At 40.3% G+C, this 20,909-nt stretch carries 17 protein-coding genes and 1 pseudogene; 5 read left to right on the top strand and 13 right to left on the bottom strand.

All coding sequences use genetic code 11. The annotated features are described in order from the left end of the window. Nucleotides 1–156: 156 nt before the first annotated feature. The 4 genes from VB715_RS20865 to VB715_RS20850 form a co-directional block, all read right to left on the bottom strand. Complete coding sequence (locus VB715_RS20865) at nt 157–1,953, bottom strand: iron uptake porin (RefSeq protein ID WP_323303122.1); 1,797 nt, start codon at nt 1,951–1,953, stop codon at nt 157–159. A gap of 244 nt (nt 1,954–2,197) precedes the next feature. Further along, entirely contained in the window at nt 2,198–3,973 is a 1,776-nt protein-coding gene (locus tag VB715_RS20860; protein WP_323303121.1) for an iron uptake porin, read from the bottom strand. Nucleotides 3,974–4,016: 43 nt separating this feature from the next. Further along, nucleotides 4,017–4,685, bottom strand: a complete 669-nt coding sequence (gene phoU, locus VB715_RS20855) for a phosphate signaling complex protein PhoU (RefSeq protein ID WP_323303120.1) — start codon at nt 4,683–4,685, stop codon at nt 4,017–4,019. Nucleotides 4,686–4,760: 75 nt separating this feature from the next. Then, the gene (locus VB715_RS20850; RefSeq protein ID WP_323303128.1) at nt 4,761–6,047 is read right to left on the bottom strand and encodes a sensor histidine kinase; all 1,287 of its coding nucleotides are present in this window, start codon (nt 6,045–6,047) and stop codon (nt 4,761–4,763) included. A gap of 160 nt (nt 6,048–6,207) precedes the next feature. Here VB715_RS20850 and VB715_RS20845 point away from each other — a divergent pair, with 160 nt between their 5' ends. Further along, a complete protein-coding gene (locus VB715_RS20845) occupies nt 6,208–7,350 on the top strand; it encodes an SGNH/GDSL hydrolase family protein (protein ID WP_323303119.1) in 1,143 nt (380 codons plus the stop codon). 146 nt (nt 7,351–7,496) lie between these two features. Next, nucleotides 7,497–8,834 carry a glycerophosphodiester phosphodiesterase family protein gene (locus VB715_RS20840; protein WP_323303118.1) on the top strand — a complete coding sequence of 446 codons (1,338 nt, stop codon included), beginning with the start codon at nt 7,497–7,499 and terminating at the stop codon, nt 8,832–8,834. Nucleotides 8,835–8,895: 61 nt separating this feature from the next. Here the strand turns inward: VB715_RS20840 and VB715_RS20835 are convergent. Next, a pseudogene (locus VB715_RS20835) lies at nt 8,896–9,297 on the bottom strand (RNA-guided endonuclease InsQ/TnpB family protein); the annotation flags it as partial. 239 nt (nt 9,298–9,536) lie between these two features. Here VB715_RS20835 and VB715_RS20830 point away from each other — a divergent pair. Next, nucleotides 9,537–10,484 (top strand): TAXI family TRAP transporter solute-binding subunit, encoded by a 948-nt coding sequence (locus tag VB715_RS20830; RefSeq protein WP_323303117.1) that lies wholly within the window; start codon nt 9,537–9,539, stop codon nt 10,482–10,484. A 30-nt stretch (nt 10,485–10,514) separates the two neighbouring features. Continuing rightward, nucleotides 10,515–11,147 carry a DUF3011 domain-containing protein gene (locus VB715_RS20825; protein ID WP_323303116.1) on the top strand — a complete coding sequence of 211 codons (633 nt, stop codon included), beginning with the start codon at nt 10,515–10,517 and terminating at the stop codon, nt 11,145–11,147. A 143-nt stretch (nt 11,148–11,290) separates the two neighbouring features. On the opposite strand, the gene VB715_RS20820 is transcribed toward VB715_RS20825, so the two are convergent. Further along, nucleotides 11,291–11,611, bottom strand: coding sequence for an SH3 domain-containing protein (locus VB715_RS20820; protein WP_323303115.1), 321 nt, complete (start codon nt 11,609–11,611; stop codon nt 11,291–11,293). Nucleotides 11,612–11,727: 116 nt separating this feature from the next. Further along, nucleotides 11,728–13,329, bottom strand: coding sequence for an NAD(P)H-quinone oxidoreductase subunit 4 (locus tag VB715_RS20815; protein ID WP_323303114.1), 1,602 nt, complete (start codon nt 13,327–13,329; stop codon nt 11,728–11,730). A 220-nt stretch (nt 13,330–13,549) separates the two neighbouring features. On the opposite strand from VB715_RS20815, the gene VB715_RS20810 reads away from it, so the two are divergent. After that, nucleotides 13,550–15,238, top strand: coding sequence for an alpha/beta hydrolase (locus tag VB715_RS20810; RefSeq protein ID WP_323303113.1), 1,689 nt, complete (start codon nt 13,550–13,552; stop codon nt 15,236–15,238). A 136-nt stretch (nt 15,239–15,374) separates the two neighbouring features. Here the strand turns inward: VB715_RS20810 and VB715_RS20805 are convergent, their stop codons facing one another. From VB715_RS20805 to VB715_RS20780, 6 genes are all read right to left on the bottom strand, one after another. Beyond that, a complete protein-coding gene (locus tag VB715_RS20805; RefSeq protein WP_323303112.1) occupies nt 15,375–15,797 on the bottom strand; it encodes a hypothetical protein in 423 nt (140 codons plus the stop codon). Between the two features lie 127 nt (nt 15,798–15,924). Further along, nucleotides 15,925–16,527, bottom strand: coding sequence for a sulfite oxidase-like oxidoreductase (locus VB715_RS20800; protein ID WP_323303111.1), 603 nt, complete (start codon nt 16,525–16,527; stop codon nt 15,925–15,927). A 97-nt stretch (nt 16,528–16,624) separates the two neighbouring features. Further along, nucleotides 16,625–17,890, bottom strand: a complete 1,266-nt coding sequence (locus tag VB715_RS20795; protein WP_323303110.1) for an MgtC/SapB family protein — start codon at nt 17,888–17,890, stop codon at nt 16,625–16,627. Nucleotides 17,891–17,947: 57 nt separating this feature from the next. After that, on the bottom strand, nt 17,948–18,433 hold the full coding sequence (locus tag VB715_RS20790) for an allophycocyanin subunit alpha-B (protein WP_323303109.1): 486 nt from the start codon (nt 18,431–18,433) through the stop codon (nt 17,948–17,950). A gap of 294 nt (nt 18,434–18,727) precedes the next feature. Further along, entirely contained in the window at nt 18,728–19,429 is a 702-nt protein-coding gene (locus tag VB715_RS20785) for a Uma2 family endonuclease (protein WP_323303108.1), read from the bottom strand. 67 nt (nt 19,430–19,496) lie between these two features. Then, nucleotides 19,497–20,891, bottom strand: coding sequence for a hemolysin family protein (locus tag VB715_RS20780; RefSeq protein ID WP_323303107.1), 1,395 nt, complete (start codon nt 20,889–20,891; stop codon nt 19,497–19,499). Nucleotides 20,892–20,909: the final 18 nt, after the last annotated feature.

Raw genomic sequence — 20,909 nt, 5'->3', positions numbered from 1 at the left:
CTTCACTCTCATACCCTATGACTCTAAGATTCCCCAAAATTTGATAAAACTATCAAATTTGACCACAAGGTGGTGAATACCTCAAAAATAATAGGGACGTGACTGGCAACGTCCCTAAAGAATTAGGATAACCTTAACTGAACAGGTAAGCTAGTCTTAGAACTTAAAGGTTGTCCGTAGGGCACCAACCCAGATGCTATTGTTGTCGTTGTTGCCATCAGGTTGCAGGATGACATAGAAACCAGGTGTCAGCAAAATATTGTCATTGAGAGGATACTGATACTGAGCTTCAACGATATAGGGAGTATCTTGGTCAGGAACGGCTAAATCACCCGTCAGAGCATCGATCCGACGAGCATTGGTGATAGAACCACCACCGACAGAAAAGACAGCCCCCTCTTTGAAAACATCGACTACATTAAGGGCGGCCATCCATGACCAAATATCAGCCCCAAAACCGCGACGACTTTGACCGTTACGATCCAAACCTTGGGCCCGGGCTAAAGAATAACCCGCCCAACCAGTGAGGTTAAAGGTTTCATTAATGCGCCAGTTTCCGTTCACACCGTAACTATCACGGATTGTAGGCGCACCCAAGAAGGGGTCACGAGCGATCCCAGTTCCTGTTTGACGGGTACGAAACGCTGGTTCAACATAACTCCCTGTACTGGCAGTTATGTTCACATCATTGGCCGTGTAGTATGAGTGCAAGTATTGGATGTTAAAGCGGAGACTATCCGTAGGATAGAAACCAATTTGACCCCCAGCACTAAAGTTACCATTAAACAAACCTTCGCCCAGATCAGGGCTGTTACCATTTTCTGAGAGGTAAAGCCCACGAACGGTGAACATATCGCTGAATTTGTAGGCAAAACCAACACCCCGACCTTCTGGCCCCCTCATGGTTAGGGGATCATAACGCATGAACCGGGATAAAGCACCTGTACCTGATTCATTTAAGAAGGGGTTGCCCACATCAAAGATGTTATCAATATCTAAAGCACTGGCACCGACATAACCCGTAAAGTTGCCAATGGGGAAACGATAGTAAAGGTCATCGATAACCGCATTCGCGTTGTTGAAATTGTCGTGGGACAAACGGGCCATATTAGTACCCGTGAAGTTGGAATAATCCACGATAGAACCCGCTTGAATACGGGTTCTCAGTCTGTCTTTTCCGGTAAAACTGGTATCTAAATTGAGACGAGTCCGGAAACCAAAGGTCGCATTATCATCAATCCGTCGGCGTTTCCCAGGAAGCTTTCCTTGATTAAACAAATCTTGTTCACGGAAGTCTAAGGCCCGTTCCCCTGCTGTTGAGGAAAGGGTAAAGAGAACTTCCCCTCTTAACTTGGTTGTCGTCGAAAATTGATGATCTTCGAGGAAGGAAACCCGTTCTTCAAGATTACTCACTCTGGCACCCAAAGCCGCTAATTCGGCTTCAAATTCTTGGGCCAGTCGCTTCAGCTTTTCAAGATCTTCCCGTAAAACGGCCACATTTTCTTGTAATAACCGTTCAATGGTGTTTAAACAGGCATTTAACCCCGCCGCAAATTCCCAACGAGAGGTGGCCCGGTTGCCACGGAAGGTGCGATCAGGATAACCGACAATACAGCCATACCGTTCTACTAAACTCCGCAAAGCTTCATAGGCCCAGTCCGTGGGAGAAACATCCTGTAACTCAGAAATACTGGTTACTTGGGACATGGAAGGAGTAGAAGTCCCATCGGTAAATTGTTTGCTAGTATCGCGGTTTAAGGGGGTTTTCAGTTGCGGGCGATTTTGTAGAACCCCTAAAGCTTCTTCGGGAGAAATCACATCAGCAGTGGGGGTTGATTCCCTAGACCCCTCAATTGTAGGGTTGGGGCCTGCCATGACCCCTTGGGCTACTAGGAAGGAAAATCCTAGGGCGACTGGCATTGACTTTAGCATTCGCGCTAATAACGTTGACATAAATACAATCCTCACACCTTAAATTAGACCAGCTTAATTATAGAATCTGGACAGACTAATAAATCCTATCCTAAATAACTATTTTTAATAAAAGGTTAAAAAATGGCAAGTTTTTTTTTCTTAATGATAATTTTCCCCGTTCCCCGGAATCATTATGTATTCCCAATAATATCCATAAGAAAAATCTTAACATTGAATATTTTTTGTTTTAACCCATCCTTAATCTTCAGGTTCAACTCTTGTATTAAAACGTAAAGGTAGTCCGAATCGCACCCACCCAGATACTATTGTTTAATTCATTGCCATCAGGGCGCAAAACCACATAGAAACCAGGGGTTAACAAGATATTATCGTTTAAGGGATACTTGTACTGAGTTTCGATGATGTAGGGCGTATCCTTATCAGGCACGGCTAAATCTCCCGGAATGGCATCAATGCGACGGGCCGTAACATATTGACCCCCGGCCACAGATAAAACAGCCCCTTCTTTGCCAAAATCTACCACAGACAGGGCGGCACTCCATGTCCACAAATCCGCACCAAACCCACGACGATTTTCACCGTTGAGATCTTCGCCTTGGGCCCGGGCCAACGCATAACCGCCCCAAGCAGTCAGGTGAAACATCTCATTAATGCGCCAGTCCCCTTGAATGCCATAGCTATCCCGCAGCGTTGCCGCACCTAAGAAGGGATCTCTCGAAACCCCTCGGCCGGTTTGACTGGTACGGAAGTTACTTTCTACGGAACTCCCATTACTAGAGGCGGCATTAACATCATCTTCCGTAAAATAGGAAAGCAGATAAGTAAAGGTGAAATCTAGATTATCTGCGGGATAAATTCCTAGCTGACCCCCCGCGCTATAGTTGCCATTAAACATCCCTTCTCCTAAATCTGGACTATTCCCGTTTTCTGTCAGGTAAAGTCCTCGAATTACCACTAGATTATCAAAGAGTTGATAGGCAAAACCGCCTCCTATGCCTTCAGGGCCACGAAAAACCAGAGGATTATAACGAATAAACCGAGATAAGCCTCCTGTTCCCGAACTAGCTAAGAAAGGGTTTCCTACATCAAAAATGTCATCAATATCAAGGGAGTTAGCTCCTACCCAAGTGGTTAAGTTACCTACAGAGAAACGATAGTAGAGATCCCCAATGCGAGCATTGGCATCATTAAAGATATCGTGTCCCAAGCGGGCCATATCGGTTCCGGTAAAGTTGGCATAGTTAACGATATTTCCCGCTTCTATCCTTGTTCTCAGGCGATCTTTTCCGGTAAAACTGGTATCTAAATTTAGCCGAGTCCGAAAGCCGAGAGTCGCATTATCATCAATCCGACGGCGTTCACCACGAAGCCTTCCTTGATTAAACAAATCTTGTTCCCGTGCGTCTAAGGCCCGTTCTCCTGCGGCTGAGGAGAGGGTAAATAGCACTTCTCCCTTTAACTGGGTAGTGGTGGAAAATTGATGATCTTCGAGAAAAGAAACCCGTTCTTCAAGATTACCAACTCTGGCACCAAGGGCCGCCAATTCTTGCTCAAATTCTTGGGCCAACCGTTTCAGCTTTTCGAGATCTTCCCGTAAAACGGCTACATTTTCCTGTAATAACCTTTCAATGGTATTTAAACAGGCGTTTAACCCCGCCGCAAATTCCCAACGAGAGGTGGCCCGGTTGCCGCGAAAGGTACGGTCAGGATAACCGACAATACAGCCATAACGCTCGACTAAACTGCGTAATGCTTCATAGGCCCAATCTGTGGGGGAAACATCCTGTAACTCAGAAATACTGGTTACTTGAGACATGGGATGATTAGAAGTCCCATCCCTAAATTGTTTACTTTTATCTTGGTTTAAAGGGGTTTTTAGTTCAGGACGATTTTGCAGAATTCCTAAGGCTTCTTGAGGAGAAATTACCTCAGACTCAGAAGATGGCAAACTTTCGGCCAGGGTACTTTGGGCAACAAACAAAAATAATCCCGTTGCCAACGGGGTTATTTTAATCAATTGGGAAACTAATTTCCACATAAATACAATCCTCACACCTATATCAATTAGATTTTAATTGTGATTAACCCCGATGACCAGTAACAATATAAGAAACACGCTGAGCAATATTAGTAGAATGATCGGCCATTCTTTCTAAATGACGAATCACTAAGGCTAGTAATAAGAAAGGTTCAATTACCCCTTTAATGTCTCGCTGATAAGCTAAATGTTGATAGAGTTGTTCATAGGCATCATCTACAGTGTCATCTAATCGCTTAACTCTTGGCCCGGCACCTGCGTCTAAATCGGCTAAGGCCACTAAGCTTGTTGCTAACATCATTTGAGCATGGGCTGACATTGCCGCGATCTCTGACATACAAGCATGAGGTTCATAGGTAAACAATTTTACCGCAATTTCTCCCAAATCCTTCGCATAGTCTCCAATTCGCTCTAAATCTCTTACCAACTGCATAAAGGCACTCAATAAACGCAAATCTTGAGCAACGGGAGATTGCAGGGTCATCAATGTTGCACAATCGAGTTCAATTTTGCGATAGTAACGGTCAATTTGTTTGTCAAGAGCAGAAATTTTCTCGGCTGCCTCAATTTCCCTTTCAAATAAGGACTTATGACTGAGACGAAAAGATTCCTCTACCAAGGTTCCCATTCGCAAAACTTCCTGTTCGAGTCGTTTAAGACATCGTTCAAAGTAGGTACGTTCGGGATAATTATTCTGAGTAGATAAGTTCACTATATTTATCCTTAACCTATCCCTAACATAACAGCCTAAGCTGAGATTTAATATCTACTTTCATTGTACCTTGTCTTAAATTTTCTCTGGTAAAATTATTTGTATCCAAGCTCCCCCTGTATCTGGATGATTTTGAGCCATAATTGTTCCTCCATGAGCGTGAATAATTTCTTGAACTATGGCTAGTCCTAACCCACTCCCCTGATGTAATAATTGGTCTTGAGAACCTTGACGAGTACGGGATGAATCTCCCCGATATAATCGCTCAAAAATATGGGGTAAATCTTTTTCTAAAAATCCTGAGCCTTCATCTAAAATATTAATTTCTATCTGGTTATTTTCACAATCTTTCAAACCATTGATCGTAATTTCTACCCCTGGGGGACTATGTTTAATACTATTATCTAAAAGATTAAGAAAAACCTGCATTAAACGAGAGCGATCTCCTGAAAATTCAAGTTGATCGAGTCCTTGATAGTTTAAATTTACCTCTTTTTGTTGTGCTAAAGGCTCTAAATTTTGCCAGGTATCTAAAATAACTTCCCGTAATTGTAAAGGTTGACGAGACAGCGTTTGATAGGGGTTTTCTTGTAGTTGACTTAAATCTAACCAATGTTCGACTAAACTAATAAGACGACGGGTTTCTTTTAACATTTGCTCAACCCAACGACGCTCTGGCTCTTGTAAACGATTTTGTAACCGTTCAGAAACTAAAGAAATAGAGGTTAGAGGGGTGCGTAACTCATGGGTAAGATCGGAAAAAGCGCGATCGCGGGAACGGGATAATTCAATCAAAGGTTGTTGATTTTCAATAAATACCTCAATTTGTCTTTGGGAGAGGGGATAACTAAAGCCTTTGATGGCGATAGAGGCAGCGATAGGGCGTAATTTAGTTGTGGTGTTTTGAGGGGCATAAGTGATAGGATAAAAAACCCATTCACTAATTTGAGGGGTTTGGGTTTGACGGGTTTGTTCAATCAGTTGATCGAGTTCATAGGAACGGACTAATTCCAAAAGAAGGCGAATTTGCCCAGGTTTCCAGCGATCAATTTGTAACAATTCTTGAGCTTTTTGGTTACACCAAAGCAGTTGATTTTCTTCGTCAACCCGTAAATAGGCGATCGGTGCATGATCTAAAGATTGTTGTCTTAATTGTAGTTCTTGTTGTTGGCGATCGCATTCTTGTTTGAGATAAAGAACTTCTCGCTTAATCAAAGAAATGGTCGGTAATGATCCTAACAAATCTTCTGTATCTGGCGATGCGGTTAAAACGTTTTTTAGTTGGGATTTTAGGGCATAACGGTTCCACAAAAGGATACCAAGGCCTACCAATAAACCTAGAAGGAAGAAAAACAAGGTTATATCAGAGATTTTATAGACATTGCCATTATTGTACGTTCGTTTTCAAATGAATCCTAAAACGGGTTGAAAATTTTTTAATGGTGGGTTAGGGTAGAACCAAAATTAACCTACCTCATCCACCCTAAACAGAGATTTACTGTTTTTCCTTATTATGAATATTATGAATCAGCAGCACTCTCGCGCGATTGTCAGTGTTTTGGTTGGTTTGTGTAGCCTCTTACCCACAACGAAAATACTAGCTCAAGATGTTACAGACCAACTCAATGAGATTACGACACAATTTAATCTACTATTAGAGCAGGAAATCTCCGACCTCAACTCAGAATTAGCTGGTGTCAATATTGCCCTATTTGATGTCAACACACTTTATAGGGATGTGTTTCCCAACGAGTTTACTAATTTTAGTTCCGGTTGTATTCAAGGGCCTCCTCTCTCTCCTTTCATTGCACCAACCAGTATTTGTGACAATCCTGATGAATTTGTGTATATTGATAACACTCACCCAACTTCAGCGGCCGCGGGACGCATTGCAGATGTTGCTCTAGAAGCTCTTGATATGGGCGTAGTTGATTCGGTGAATGAAATTTTTATCTTTGGTGACAGTCTCAGCGATCGCAACAATTTATTTAGTTTTTCCGGTGGCATGATCCCGCCAACTATCGCTCCTTTTGGCCCCCTGGTAGGAAGTCCCCTTTATAGTTCTGGGGCCTTTACTAATAATCTGTTATGGTGGGAAGACCTCATCAACGATCTAGGGGTGTCAAATCCGGTAGCTTACTACCAAAACTTACCCACAGATCCCAATGGTGGCATTAATTTTGCTCTTTCCGGTTCGACGACAGGACAAGATAATGCGGGCAATACGATGAATCCTCCCTTTCCGGTGGATTTACCAGGGGTTACAGACCAAATTAATACCTTTGCGGGTTTATTTGGCCCAGGGGAGCAGGCCAACCCTGACGCACTCTATGTTATCTGGGCAGGAGCTAACAACTTTTTAGGGGCGTTTGCACCCATGACTCCTGATAATCCTTTCGCACCGTTTAATGATTTCACCACCAATGCTCAACAACCTGTAGACGATATTGCCGCAGCGATCGCAATTTTGCATGGGTTAGGGGCAAGAAATTTCTTGATAGGTAATCTATTTGATATAGGAGATATCCCCTTAGCACAGGAGTTTGAGGCCATAAGTGCAGCTTCTACCCCTGAACCCTCGACTGCGACACCTTTAGCCGTTTTGTTGGGTTTAGGATTGTTTGCAAGAACCCAACGGCGACAGCATTCAAGAAGTCACAAGTAAAACTTCTCTCTACTTAGTTACTATTTACTTATAGCTTATTAAACACCAAAAAACTAAAACTGTTAATAAGATGCTTACTTCCCCTTAACTCATAGTTAAAATCTTGTCTATACAATCATCATGTTAATGAAAAATTGTGAGGAGACATGATGTTTCGTTTGGTTAAACTGCTATTATTAGTTACGGCCACATTTTCCCTCATGCCCACTGTTAAAGTTATGGCAAATACCCTAGTTATTGGTCATCGTGGTGCTAGTGCATTTCGTCCTGAACACACTTTAGCTGCTTACGAATTAGCCATTGATTTAGGAGCAGATTTTGTTGAACCTGACTTAGTTTCCACTAGAGATGGTGTCCTAGTCGCACGTCATGAAAACCAATTATCAGGAACAACAGATGTAGCAGATAGACCAGAATTTGCTGATCGTTTTACCACTAAAATAATTGATGGAGACTCTGTTAGTGGGTGGTTTAGTGAAGACTTTACCCTAGCAGAATTAAAAACATTACGAGCAGTAGAAAGAATTCCTGGGACTCGTCCAGACAACACTGATTTTGATGGTTTATTTGAAATTCCTACCCTCGAAGAAATCATTGCTTTAGTTAATCAAAAAAGCGCAGAAGTAGGGCGAGATATTGGTATTTATCCCGAAACGAAGCATCCTACTTTCTTTGCAGAAGAAGGAACATTTTTCGGGGGTGCAGAAGATGGAGAAACCATTAATATTTCTTTAGGACAACTATTAATTGATACTTTAGTTGCTGAAAACTTTACTAATCCTAATCGGGTATTTATTCAGTCTTTTGAGTTTGCGAACTTGATTGAACTGCAAACAGTAATTATGCCTAATGCGGGGGTTGATATTCCTTTAGTGCAGCTTTATGGTTCGACGATTTTACCTACTGCTAGCAGTTTTGATCGTCCCTATGATATCTTTTTTAATGCTCAAAATGGGGCGGATCTGGCCGCAATTTATGGCTGTGTTTTCACCACTGCTGAAGGGGGTGGACTTGATGTTAATACGGGTTATGGCAACTTAGATAATGCTGCGACTTTGCAGTGTATGGGTGATACTTATGCGGAAGGAGTTGGCCCTTGGAAAAACAGTCTTTTACCTCGTATTTCTATTCCTCCTGTCGATGGAAATGGGGACGGAAATGCCCAAATTACCAGCCAATTAACGGGAGAAGTCACAAGCTTTGTCAATGATGCTCATGCTGCTGGTTTAGTGGTGCATCCTTATACTTTACGACCTGAAGAAGCCTTTTTGACCTTAAATGCTGACGGAACTCCTCAAACCTTAACTGATGAGGTAGAACAGTTAGTAGGTATTGGAGTTGATGGGTTATTCTGTGATGACCCTGGAACTTGTCGTCAAGCTGTTGATGCTATTGAGTCTGCATCGGTTCCCGAACCAAGTATGACCTTTGGTTTAGGCGTTTTACCCTTATTAGGTTGGTTGCGTCGTCGTCGTAACAAATAAAGTCTAAAACATTATTAACATTTGTAGAGATGTTGGATGTAATGTCTCTACAAATCTTTTTTTATGGGTGAATAAACTTTTGTTGACGTTCGCCCCTGCTATCACGGCGAGGGGATTCTTCATTCAACGAGTCTCCGTTAGCCAGCAGGATTTCTCCAACCAACCAAGAGGGAATCTCTCCTGAAGCGTTTAAAGTTTGGCTGCGCCCCAACCTACTTAATCCCTTCTGCAAGATGTTTAAAGCGGCATTCCTATCCCTACAATCCGTATATCCACAATGGGGACAAATATGAGTTCGAGTTGATAGAGACTTCTGCACTTTGTTACCACAATTAGAACAATTTTGACTGGTATTATGAGGAGATACAGAAATCGTTATTTTGCTATATTTATCCCCAAAATACTCTAACCATTGCCTAAAAGTAGACCATCCTGCATCAGTTATCGATTTAGCTAAACGACGATAATGGCTTGTATTTGACCTGGTTTGGGTTTAACTTTGTATTCGATTACGAACATTTTGACACCGCTTTACCTTGTATCAAAATCATAGCACAGGATTGATCGAATGGCAACATTTCTCAAATTTCCCATAACGAGACTGTGCGCCGTAAACGGCGGGGCTTGAACCCCCACTTTTTTGGTCAGAAATACAGATTATCTGATAAAATCCTAAAGTGAAACAAAATCACGGGAAAATTCATGAAAAAACGACTGTATTATCTGCTTTGTGGATTTCTGGGAGTAATGGCAATGCTCCTTATTTTCATCCCTTCTCATACCGTAGCACAAACACCGCCTTTAGAAATTAATATTGTCACAGGAAATGAGGCAGGAGAATATTATTCTGTGGCAAAAGATATCGAGAAATTGGCTCTAACCAAGAACCTAGATATTGATATTATTCCCACAAAAGGAGCCTTACAAAACATTGATAATGTCTTCTATTACCAAAGTATTCCATTAGGAATTACTCAAGGTGATATCTTGGCATTTCTTAATACCTTTGCCAATAAAGATGAAGAAGCGCGCCGTCAAGCAGAATCCATTCGAGTGGTTATGCCCCTTTATCAAGAACAAGTACATATCATTACCAGACAAGACATTAAATCTGTCAAAGAATTGACAGGAAAACGGGTTTCTATTGGAGAGTCAGGAAGTGGTACCAGTACAACAGCCGCAACTTTATTACATCAGCTAAATATCAACCCTAAAAAGTTGGAAACCTTTGATATTAAAAGAGGGATTGATGCCCTACGGGAAAAAGAAATTGATGCCCTATTTTATGTTGTTGGAATGCCCGCAAAAGTATTACAAGAACAAATTTTTACCGACGATAACTTCCACATTTTACCCCTAACTTTGCCCCCACAACCCAATGATGATTTTTTGTCAAAAATATACTCAAAAGCAGTGGTTCCAGGGAATACTTACCCTTGGCAAAAAGAAGCGGTGGAAACCTTAAGTGTTCAATCTTTTCTCTTTAGCGTTGCTGAAGAAAACTGTGATCATGTAACCCCTGTCGCCAAATTAATCATAGAAAATTTATCTTGGTTGCAAGAAAATGGCGACCCCATTTGGAAACAGATTAACCCAAAAGACTTATCTAAACTAGACTCTAAACGAGTTTCTAAATGCGCTGTTTTATAATAAATTTAAACAATTTCGGAGTACACTCAAATGATGATCGCTCACATTAACCAACTAACATTAATTGCGGGCATTAGTCTGGGATTAATTTTAAGAACAATTCCCGTTTCTGCTCAACAAACAGTGACTTGTGAGTCTTACAAATATCGCTATCAATTCTGTCGAGTTAATACTCGCGGTGGGGTAAGATTAGTCAGACAACTTAGTAATACCCGTTGTGTTCAAGGAGAGACTTGGGACTATGATCGAGATGGCATTTGGGTTGATAAAGGTTGCAATGCTGAGTTTTCAGTTCGGGGCAGAGATAGCGGCTACAACAACAATAATAGTTACAATAACAATAATAATAGTAGTAGTGGGGATGGCACAGCAGCGGCTGTTGTTGGGGGTGCATTAGTCATTGGTGCTATTGCTGCTGCGATCGCAGGAGGTTCTGATGACAATAGTAGCAACAATAATTCATCGAGTGACTACCCTACCATTACTTGTAATTCAAAGGATAACAGTTATACTCTTTGTCCGGTTGATCTTCGTGGCAGACGGGCTTATCTGGAACGTCAACTGAGTCAAGCAGGTTGTTGGGAAGGGGATACCTGGGGATACGATAGGGAAGGTGTTTGGGTAGATGGTGGCTGTCGAGGTATCTTTGAGATTAGAGGTTGATGTATTTGTTAGGAGCAATTGATGAATTGCTCTTACATTAGTTAATCTGATATCTTTTTCCGATTTCAGAAGCATCAAGGATTTGTGCTACCGTTAATGTTAACTCTGGAAAGATAGCAGAAATAATAGTATCTTTGAATCATTTATTCACCCCCATCGGCAAAGATAATAAAGTCACTACGAATCCAACCGATTGCTTTAGACTTGACAAATTGTACCTTACACCAATTGAGGTCACTACCCCTGGTATCTTTGTCTTGAACACACTCAATCACCTGCACCTTGTCTCCAGGTAGTCCGTATTGGGGCGCACTGGAGTTAATTGTCGGTTGCGATCGCACATTAATGCGTGTATTAGGATTAGTAGCTCTTAAAGTAGAAATACCACGAGCTAAAACAGATGATACTGGTAGTAAAAGGGCGATTGTCGTGAGTAATAAAGATAAACTTTGCTTCAATAACATGATGATTCTTGATTAGTTTTCTATGATAATGACGACGATGTCTCAATTAATGCAAAAAAGGCTGATAAGGCAGCCTTGATTTATGTAGTCTCAAATTTTAATCTGTTGATAGTTGATTAATCAATTTCAGGGGCAATAAATACCGTTGAGGCTAATTCTTCCTGAATTTGACTAGGTTGAGAAATGTTTTGCTTTTGGGCAAAAGTTGGTAAAGCAGAACGAACTTTAGAAGCTACTTCTACGGTTTTTACATCATAGGTAGTCGTCGCTAATTTAGGATATAACCCGATACCAATGATAGGCAGTAATAAGCAAGCGGTAATGAAAACTTCACGGGGTTTGGCATCTAAGTTAAATTTCGGCAATGTTAACGCTTCATTCTTCTCACCATAAAAGACAACGCGCAACATGGAAAGGAGATAAATGGGGGTTAAAATTAAACCCACTGCCGTTAAAAAGATAACCACTGTCTTAAATGTCGCACTGTAAGCATCACTATTCGCAACGCCTAAGAATACGGTTAATTCTGCGACAAACCCACTCATTCCAGGCAAGGCTAAAGATGCCATAGAAGCTGCTGTAAATAAAGCAAAGGTTTTGGGCATTTTCTGCGCTAAACCGCCCATTTCATCCATCATTAGGGTATGGGTACGCTCATAGGTGCTGCCACAGAGGAAGAATAAGGCCGCAGCAATTAACCCGTGAGATACCATTTGTAATACTGCCCCATTCATCCCTAATTCGGTGAAAGAAGCAATACCGATGAGGACAAAACCCATGTGAGAGATAGAAGAAGAAGCGAGACGGCGTTTGAGGTTAGTTTGACCAAAAGCGGTAAATGCGCCGTAAACGATGTTAATTACACCCAAAATGACCAGTAAGGGGGCAAATTTAATGTGAGCATGGGGTAACATTTCAATGTTGAAGCGAATTAACCCATAACCACCCATTTTGAGCAATACACCCGCTAAAATCATGGAAACAGGGGCAGAAGCTTCACTGTGAGCATCGGGTAGCCAAGTATGTAGGGGGAAGATGGGCAATTTCACCCCAAAAGCAACGAGGAAACCTGCATAAGCTAAGACTTCTAAAGCTAAGGGAAAATCTTTCATCCCTAGTTGAGCCATGTCAAAAGTCACGGTATCACCATAAAAGGCCATAGCGAGGGCCGCAACCAAGATAAAAATAGAAGCGAGGGCAGTGTATAAAATAAATTTGGTGGCTGCGTAGAGACGCTTTTTGCCACCCCAAATAGAAATTAATATATAGACAGGTACTAACTCTAGTTCCCACATAAAGAAGAATAAGAGTAAGTCTTTGGCAGCAAATACGCCCATTTGTGCGCTGTATAGCACCAACATGAGAAAGTAGAACAAACGAGGCTTTTTATCAACTTTCCAAGATGCTAATAGGGCTAAAGTCGTAATTAACCCCGATAAAACCATTAAAGGCATCGATAAACCATCGATGCCTACTGACCAGTTTAATCCGATTTGGGGAACCCAGGAATAGGTTTCTTCTAATTGAAAATTGCTGTTATTGAAGTTGTATTGACTAGAAACGGCGAATATAGTTAAGGCAAAGTTGAGTAAACCCACGCCTAAAGCGTACCAACGGACGGTTTTGCCTTCTTTATCGGGAATTAGAGGAATGGCCAAGGCAGCCATCAGGGGAAAAAGGATAATTGCTGTAATCCAGGGAATTTGTGTGATCACCATAAGTCCTAGTAATAAATACTCAGGTTTGCTTCTGCTATTATATTAAGTTTTGTTGCAATTTGAAAAGAGGTGTAACAAAAAAAGTTTTGTATTTTTTAGATAGATAAAAGTCTATAATTTCTTTTTAAGAAATTGTCATAAATCTATGGATAACCGATTTCATCAATAAACCAGTAAAATATGAAAGCTTTTTGAAACATCTTTCCTTAATTGTTGCCCCATGACTCCCCTACCCTCTTTTGGTTGGTTTCGCCCCTTAAAATCGGGAATATTTGGCCTTATCGCTTCATTAACCTTGGCCTTGCCGAGTTACGCTGCTGAAAAAATCTCCTTTGTTTTTGACTCCCTTATTCTTTCTATTCCCGTCAGTGACTTAGAAACCTATGCTAAAGATGGGGAGTTAAGTCAACAGTTAACCCGATATTTCAGCTTAGCGGGAGCAACGGAAGAAGATAAAGCAGCTTTTCGACAAGCATTGTTAACTCCTGCCCCCGTTAAACCTTTGCGGTTTTCTCGTATCCTTAATACTGAAGAAGGGGAACGTCTTTTAAAATATTTTGGTAAGGTTATTAATGTTCAAGGGGGGAGCAATGGTAAATTCCTGATTCGGGGTGCTTTGGTAGAAGCGGCCCTTGATAAAGAAGGGTTAACCTTGATTAATTTTCTGAAAAAGCTTTCTACAAATGTACAGATTGATCTTAAACAAGCTCTTAATTTAGGGCAACAGGTAGAGATTGTTGTTAATGCAACCTATCTGTTTACGGAAGAAGTGGATAGATTAGCTCAAATAGAAGCAGAAAAAACAGAAAAAGTCAATTTTTCTCAATTAAGTGATCCCCGTCAACCAGGGCCTTTTGAGGTTAAAAAACAAACTTGGAATTTAACCGATGAAAAACGCAATCGCCAATTTTATGTTGATGTTTATCAACCCCAAATATTGCAGTCTGAAAAAGTTCCAGTAGTCGTTATTTCTCATGGGTTAAGTTCTCGTCCTGAAGATTTTAGTAAATGGGGCCAACATTTAGCTTCCTATGGTTATGTCGTGGCACTTCCTCAACATCCAGGCAGTGATATTAAACAAACAGAAGACTTTTTAGAAGGGTTTTCTCGACAGATTTTTTTACGCAATGAATTTATAGATCGTCCTCTTGATCTTAGCTATACTATTGATGAGTTAGAAAGACGCAATCAAAGTTCTTTTGCAGGACGATTAAATTTAAAAGAAGTTGGGGTTTTAGGTCATTCTTTTGGCGGTTATACTGTCTTATCTGTGGCCGGTGCAACCATAGACTTTGACCGACTTGAAGAAGTTTGTAACTTAGAAATAGGGGATTTGAATACGGCCTTATTATTACAATGTCGCGCTTTAAAATTAGAGCGAAAAGACTATAATTTTAAAGATCCCAGAGTTAAGGCAGTGTTTGTCGTTAATCCAGTTAATTCTGGTCTTTTTGGTAGTAAATCTCTCAGAAAAATTGATATTCCTGTGTTTATTAGTGCCGGAAGTTATGATCCAGCAACACCTTTTATTTTTGAACAAGTTGTATCCTATCCTCGCTTAAAAGTAACGGATAAATATCTTCAATTGCAAGAAGGACAAGCTCATGTTGATTTTTCTCAATTAGATGCAGGCCTTACTGATATGTTAGAAACTACTACAGATTTAACGCTTCCTAGTCCTCAATTATTAGACAGTTATACAAATTCAATGATCCTATCTTTCTTTGAGGTTTATATTAACAATAATCCTGAATATACTCCTTATTTATCCTCTGCTTATGCCAACTATTTGAGTGAAGGACAAGAGTTTAAGACTTATTTGATTACCGAAAAATCTTCCGAGAGTTTAACGACATCCATTGAAAAATTTATCCGAGAAAATAGCATTAAAGTTCCTCAAAATCGTTAATTTTACCTTTTGGGAGAAATTGATCAAAATTTGTGTCTTGAGTTTGATCAATTTGATTATAAATTGTAATATGCTTGTGTTTTTTGTAAGGATAATTGTAGTATAGATACTCTATTGAACCTTTAACGAGAGCTAATTAATCTACACTTGGTGATATGGCAAAAGCCTGTTTAACTTTAGGTTGATAGAGATAGTATAAGATGAAACCTGCGATCGCTAGACTTATAATTGATCCTACTATATTTCTACCATTGAGAATACTGGTAATATAAGTCAGTATGTAGACAAATTGAATAATGATCGCCATTGCCCAAGCCCAAGTTTTCATCATAAATAGACCATAACTAACCCCTAAAGAGAGAAAACTATTAATCACACCAATTATAGCTGTTATTACCATAAAAAAGCTTGTTCCGGCAAAGTCTGCTTGTCCAGAAACAAAACCCCCTAATGTTCCCACGCTACCTAACAAGAAAAAGATAAAACCAAAGACAATACCGAGTATTCCTCCAAGTAAGTTCAGTATTGCTAAAATTATCACACCTTTAGGACGTTCCATCTTTAATTACTCCTCTGAATGAATAGTTTTAGGGTTGTAATGGCTAGTTTATTCTTAGTTTAGCATAATTTCCATCCTTCAATTAAATGGAATCAATTCCCGTTACTTCTCTAGCATAAAACCTATCTTATTTTAATTTACCCCCATACCGTTCTTGTTGCCAAGGATCACCCCGTCTATGATAACCATTTTTTTCCCAAAAACCTAACTCATCTTGGGGCAAAAATTCTAACCCATTGATCCATTTTGCACTCTTCCAAGCATATAAATGAGGAATCACAGAACGCATGGGGCCACCATGATCTGCTGGTAAAGGATCTCCTAATAATTTAAAGGCAAAAAAATTGTCTTCCAAAACAAAATCTTTTAAAGGAAGATTCGTGGTATATTCTCCATAACAATGTTGCATCACATGAGTCGCTTTCGGATCAACATCTAATAAGGCCATAAAATCAGTAATTTTGATTCCTGTCCACTTCACATCTAACTTAGTCCAACGAGTAACACAGTGAAAATCTTTGGTAAACTCATGATGAGGTAAACTCATAAAATCTGACCAAGAAAATGTCTGAGGAGTCACTAAACCCCAAACCCGAAATTGCCAAGTATCTGTACTAACTTCGGGGGTTTTTCCATAGGTTAATACGGGAAAACCTTTGGCTAAATATTGTCCAGGGGGAACCCGATCATTTGTTTCAGAATCTGGTTTTTGAAAAAATTTGCGAAACATTTGTTTTAAGAGAAAATTGGCTAAAATTCTGACTAATTTACTGTAACACAAGAGTCTTGCTTGTGACAGCCTAGAAGGTTGTGTTACTGTTGATATCTTAAGGGAAAATAGACACTTTTATGAGAGTGATTAACATACTTAAAACGAGAGAACCTAAGAGAATTCCAGCACACCAATAAGCTAAAATTTTACCTCCAATTATAGCAGTCATTCCCACTTTAACCATAGTGTTCATGGCGACAGCTAATAAAGTGCCAATCATTCCTACTTTTATCGACATATTATCATTAACGGCCTGGGCCAAAGAAATACCTACCGCGTCCACATCGGCCAGTCCAGAAATAGCAGATAAGACATAAACTCCTCCCTCTCCAAACCAAGCTTGCGCCCCATGAACTAAGACTGATAAAATAGCTAATAAAGCTGCATATTGTAGGGCTGCTCCTAATTCTACCGGATTTGATAACTTAAGAGGAGTCATAGACTTGGAGGGAGATAACCGCCAAACCAGAACTGCAGCACAAATTAAGGGGTTAATTCCTAATACAATTAAAGGTAACATCAATTGTTGAGCTAAAGCGGGATTAATGACGGCAATTTCTATCAGTAAACGGGGAGCCATCATGCCATTAGCAAGAGCAATTCCTGCGGCCAACAAAATTGTTATATCCTCTCGTTGTTTAGCCAGACGAGAAAAGGCCAAGGTTAAGGCAGTAGAAGAAGCAATGCCACCAAATAATCCCGTTAATAAGAGTCCAACATGATTCCCTAAAATCCGAATAGAAAAATAACCAATATAAGAAATTGCCGCAATTAATAACACTAATAACCCAATCGAACGGGGATTAATAGCCTGCCAAGGCCCCATCGACTGATTGGGTAATAAAGGCAGAAAAACGACGGCAATTAATAATAATTGTAGGGTAGCAATTAATTCTTGACGTTGGAGTAAAATGAGATAGCGATGTAATTCTTCTTTGAGTCCCAATAACCAAGAGATGATCACGGCGATCGCCACGGCTTCCAGCATCCAACCACTAACCACCATGGCTCCTAAGGCAAAGGTGATTAATAAAGCGATTTCTGTGGTTGTTCCATAATCTTGAGATTTTTGGGCAGTTAAGACATAGGAAATAGACACTAAGGCAGATAATCCCAAAAAGATCACCCCTAGGATCATAATTCCCCATTTCGCAGCTAATAAGGCAGCAATACCACCAAATAATCCACTTAATCCAAAATTCCGAAGTCCCCCATCACCATGTCCTGTGGGGTTTTTACGGGTTTTCCAACCCCGTTCAAGGCCAATAATTAACCCGATGATTAAGGCGATCGCTAATTGAGTCGCAATGGTTAAGTCCATTCTTTAGGATAGCTCACCAAAGGCACGATTTAATTTAATCGTGCCTTTAAGGGCAATTTATGACATGACCTGAATCATGTAATCAAAGTAAGGAGCAGTTTCGGCTGCATCTTCGTTATTGAGCAGGCCCAAAGCCGCTTCTTTGAGACAGCGAATGGCTTCTACCATACCAGGAACAGGCACATTAAGGGAGTTATACATTTCCTTAACGCCAATTAACCCGATTTTTTCAATGGGTTCTTTGTCGCCCGCTAAAACCCCATAACTGACTAAACGAAGATACCAGCCATAATCCCGTAAACATTGATTATACTGGCGTTGACCATAGGCATTGCCACCAGGGGCCCGGAAATCAGGACGTTTTTGAAACAACCGTTTCTGAGCTTGATCAACAATTTTCTTTTCGTTTTCTGCGAGAGTCTCAGCGATACGGACACGCTGTTCTCCGGTACGCAAAAAACTTTGGATACCCTTGAGTTCACCACTGCTAGGATATCGGAGTTCATCGTCTGCTTTGAGGATAACTTGGCTAACTACACTCATGATGGTATTAACAAAAATCTTATATCATACTGTAGTTTATCTTGAAAGGGGGGATAAACATAGAGGATATAAGGTTTACACTCTGGCTTGTCATTCCCAATTAAGTCGTTGACTTTATGGTTGACTGGGTTACTTGGTTTTAATGTCTCTAGTGAGTACATTTAACCTAATTCATAACTGGAGATCGGCTAACTTAACCAAAACTCATTTTACTTGTCCCTGTGCCAGCTTTAGATGAAGATTGATTTACTTTTCCATCCATATCCCAAACTGATAACTTATAACTGGGGTAATTCACGCTTCTGGTTCTATTCCCAATGCTCTTAACTGAGCCGCTAACTGTTCAGCCCTTTGCTGTTGTTGTTCAGCCCTTTGTTGTTGTTCTTGAGCAAACCTTATTTGTTGTTGTGCTTCTTCTTCTGGTGTGGGAACAAGTTGACCTTCTAGGGTAAAATATCTAAGCTGTTGTTGATAGAGTCCCAAATATAATCCTAAGCTTTCACTCCATAACCAACCCAACTCATTCGGACTAATTTCTTCATATTTTCCTTGATTCAAGCGAAACCCAGCAAACTCTAAATTATCTGGTGAAAACCAAAAATATTCTGGGGTACGAAGTCGATGTTGATAAAGCTCTTTTTTAAAATTTTTATCAACATCTGCAGTTGATTCTGACAATAATTCAATAATTAAATCAGGATATTTGCCTTCTTCTTCCCAAGTTACCCAAGATTTTCGTGGGCGTTTTTTGGTTTGTTTAATCAAGAAAAAATCGGGGCCACGAAAGTCTTTATTTTTGAGTTGTTGACGATTAAAGTAGATAGTGAGATTAGCCCCAATAAAAAAATCATTTTTATCACGCCACAGCCATTCTAAACAGGAAACTAATAAAGCTAACTGAATATAATGTAAACTACTTTCCATTTCCGGCTCATCACTTTCAACTTCAGTGGCATCGGGCATCAACTCTGCTAATTGTCGGGCAGTTATAGACATCAGCTATTTTCCTATGGGATGTTAGGAGCTTTTCTTAAGTATAATCAAGATCAGAAATTTCTACCATTTACTCATAATTTGAATCATCAATAACTTCTAAAGATTCTGTTTCTATTAACTCAGATTCAGTCTCAGAAGCCTCTTTTCGATGAAGACGAATTTGTAATAAACGAGGCCCTTCAGATGCGATGACAGTAAACTCAAAAGACTGATAAGCCAAAGTTTCCCCCACCATCGGAATTTTTTGCCATTGATATAATAAAAAGCCCCCCAAGGTTTGATATTCATCGGTTAAGGGTAAATCTAACCCTAAAACATTATTTAATTCTTCTAAATTAATTTGTGCTTCTACTAAAAAAGTTTGTTCATCAATCATTTGTAAGGCAACTTCTTCTTCTCCGCTTCCTTCCAAATCATTACCCAAAATTTCCCCAATTAAATCTTCTAAGGTAATTAAGCCTGATGTTCCCCCAAACTCATCCACCACCATCACCATTTTTAACTGCGATCGCTGCATTAAGGCCAATAATTCATCAAGGGGCATAGACTCAGAGACAAATTTTACAGGTTTAATCCATTCCTCAAGGGCAGAATTCGGGTTTAATAGTCCTTGAGAGAGGGGTTGAGCCAAATCTTTAAAATCAATAATCCCTAAAATATCATCAAGGGAGTCTCCCTCAACAGGATAACGAGAATGGCCAGCTTGAGTAACTTCTTCCAAAAATTCCTTAAAAGTTGCGGTTTCGGGAATCGCAATTAATTGGGTGCGGGGAACCATCACTTCCACGGCTGTCACTTCCCCAAATTCAAACACATTCTTTAATAATGCCCGTTCTTGGGCTTCTAATCCCGTTGACTCTCCCTCAGTGGCAATAATTAATTGCAGTTCTTCTGACGTGACTTGATTATATTTACCCTCACCCGTGTAGGGAATGCCCACACTCCTTAATAACCAGCGAGTTGATTGATTTAAAATCCAAATAAAGGGGTTAAAAATTTGGGCAATTACCCCAATGGCCGGCCCTAAAAAACGGGCTAATTGTTCTGCATAAAGTAAGGCCACGGATTTGGGACACAATTCCCCTAAAACAATTTGTAAATAAGCTAGGGAAAAGAAAGCGATGGGAATAGCAAAACTATGAGAAAGACTGATAGTTAATAGGGGAGGTAAGGGCAGTTTGGCCAAAATTTCCCCCACCAATTTCGCCATGGTACTTTCTCCAATCCAACCCAGAGCTAAACTAGAAAGGGTAATCCCTAATTGGGTTGTTGAAAGTAGACGCTCAATACTACGCTGTAGAGATTGAACCGTTTGGGCTTGAATATCCCCTGCTTCCACTAATTGGCTAATCCGCGATCGCCTGACTGATACCATGGCAAATTCTGCGGTGACAAAAAAGGCGTTGATGGCGATCAGTAACAAAATTGATAATGCCCTGATTAAAATGTCTTGGGCTGTCATGAAGATTAATTATTCAGA

Origin of the sequence: Crocosphaera sp. UHCC 0190 (genome assembly GCF_034932065.1) — a bacterium.
Lineage (GTDB): Bacteria > Cyanobacteriota > Cyanobacteriia > Cyanobacteriales > Microcystaceae > UHCC-0190.
This window is presented reverse-complemented; position numbering and strand designations above follow the sequence as displayed.

Bases quoted from the DNA above. Each gene is read 5' to 3' on its own strand.
- VB715_RS20865 (WP_323303122.1), bottom strand. From the start codon at position 1,953: ATGTCAACGTTATTAGCGCGAATGCTAAAGTCAATGCCAGTCGCCCTA.
- VB715_RS20860 (WP_323303121.1), bottom strand. From the start codon at position 3,973: ATGTGGAAATTAGTTTCCCAATTGATTAAAATAACCCCGTTGGCAACG.
- VB715_RS20845 (WP_323303119.1), top strand. From the start codon at position 6,208: ATGAATCAGCAGCACTCTCGCGCGATTGTCAGTGTTTTGGTTGGTTTG.
- VB715_RS20840 (WP_323303118.1), top strand. From the start codon at position 7,497: ATGATGTTTCGTTTGGTTAAACTGCTATTATTAGTTACGGCCACATTT.
- VB715_RS20830 (WP_323303117.1), top strand. From the start codon at position 9,537: ATGAAAAAACGACTGTATTATCTGCTTTGTGGATTTCTGGGAGTAATG.
- VB715_RS20825 (WP_323303116.1), top strand. From the start codon at position 10,515: ATGATGATCGCTCACATTAACCAACTAACATTAATTGCGGGCATTAGT.
- VB715_RS20820 (WP_323303115.1), bottom strand. From the start codon at position 11,611: ATGTTATTGAAGCAAAGTTTATCTTTATTACTCACGACAATCGCCCTT.
- VB715_RS20815 (WP_323303114.1), bottom strand. From the start codon at position 13,329: ATGGTGATCACACAAATTCCCTGGATTACAGCAATTATCCTTTTTCCC.
- VB715_RS20810 (WP_323303113.1), top strand. From the start codon at position 13,550: ATGACTCCCCTACCCTCTTTTGGTTGGTTTCGCCCCTTAAAATCGGGA.
- VB715_RS20805 (WP_323303112.1), bottom strand. From the start codon at position 15,797: ATGGAACGTCCTAAAGGTGTGATAATTTTAGCAATACTGAACTTACTT.
- VB715_RS20800 (WP_323303111.1), bottom strand. From the start codon at position 16,527: ATGTTTCGCAAATTTTTTCAAAAACCAGATTCTGAAACAAATGATCGG.
- VB715_RS20795 (WP_323303110.1), bottom strand. From the start codon at position 17,890: ATGGACTTAACCATTGCGACTCAATTAGCGATCGCCTTAATCATCGGG.
- VB715_RS20790 (WP_323303109.1), bottom strand. From the start codon at position 18,433: ATGAGTGTAGTTAGCCAAGTTATCCTCAAAGCAGACGATGAACTCCGA.
- VB715_RS20785 (WP_323303108.1), bottom strand. From the start codon at position 19,429: ATGTCTATAACTGCCCGACAATTAGCAGAGTTGATGCCCGATGCCACT.
- VB715_RS20780 (WP_323303107.1), bottom strand. From the start codon at position 20,891: ATGACAGCCCAAGACATTTTAATCAGGGCATTATCAATTTTGTTACTG.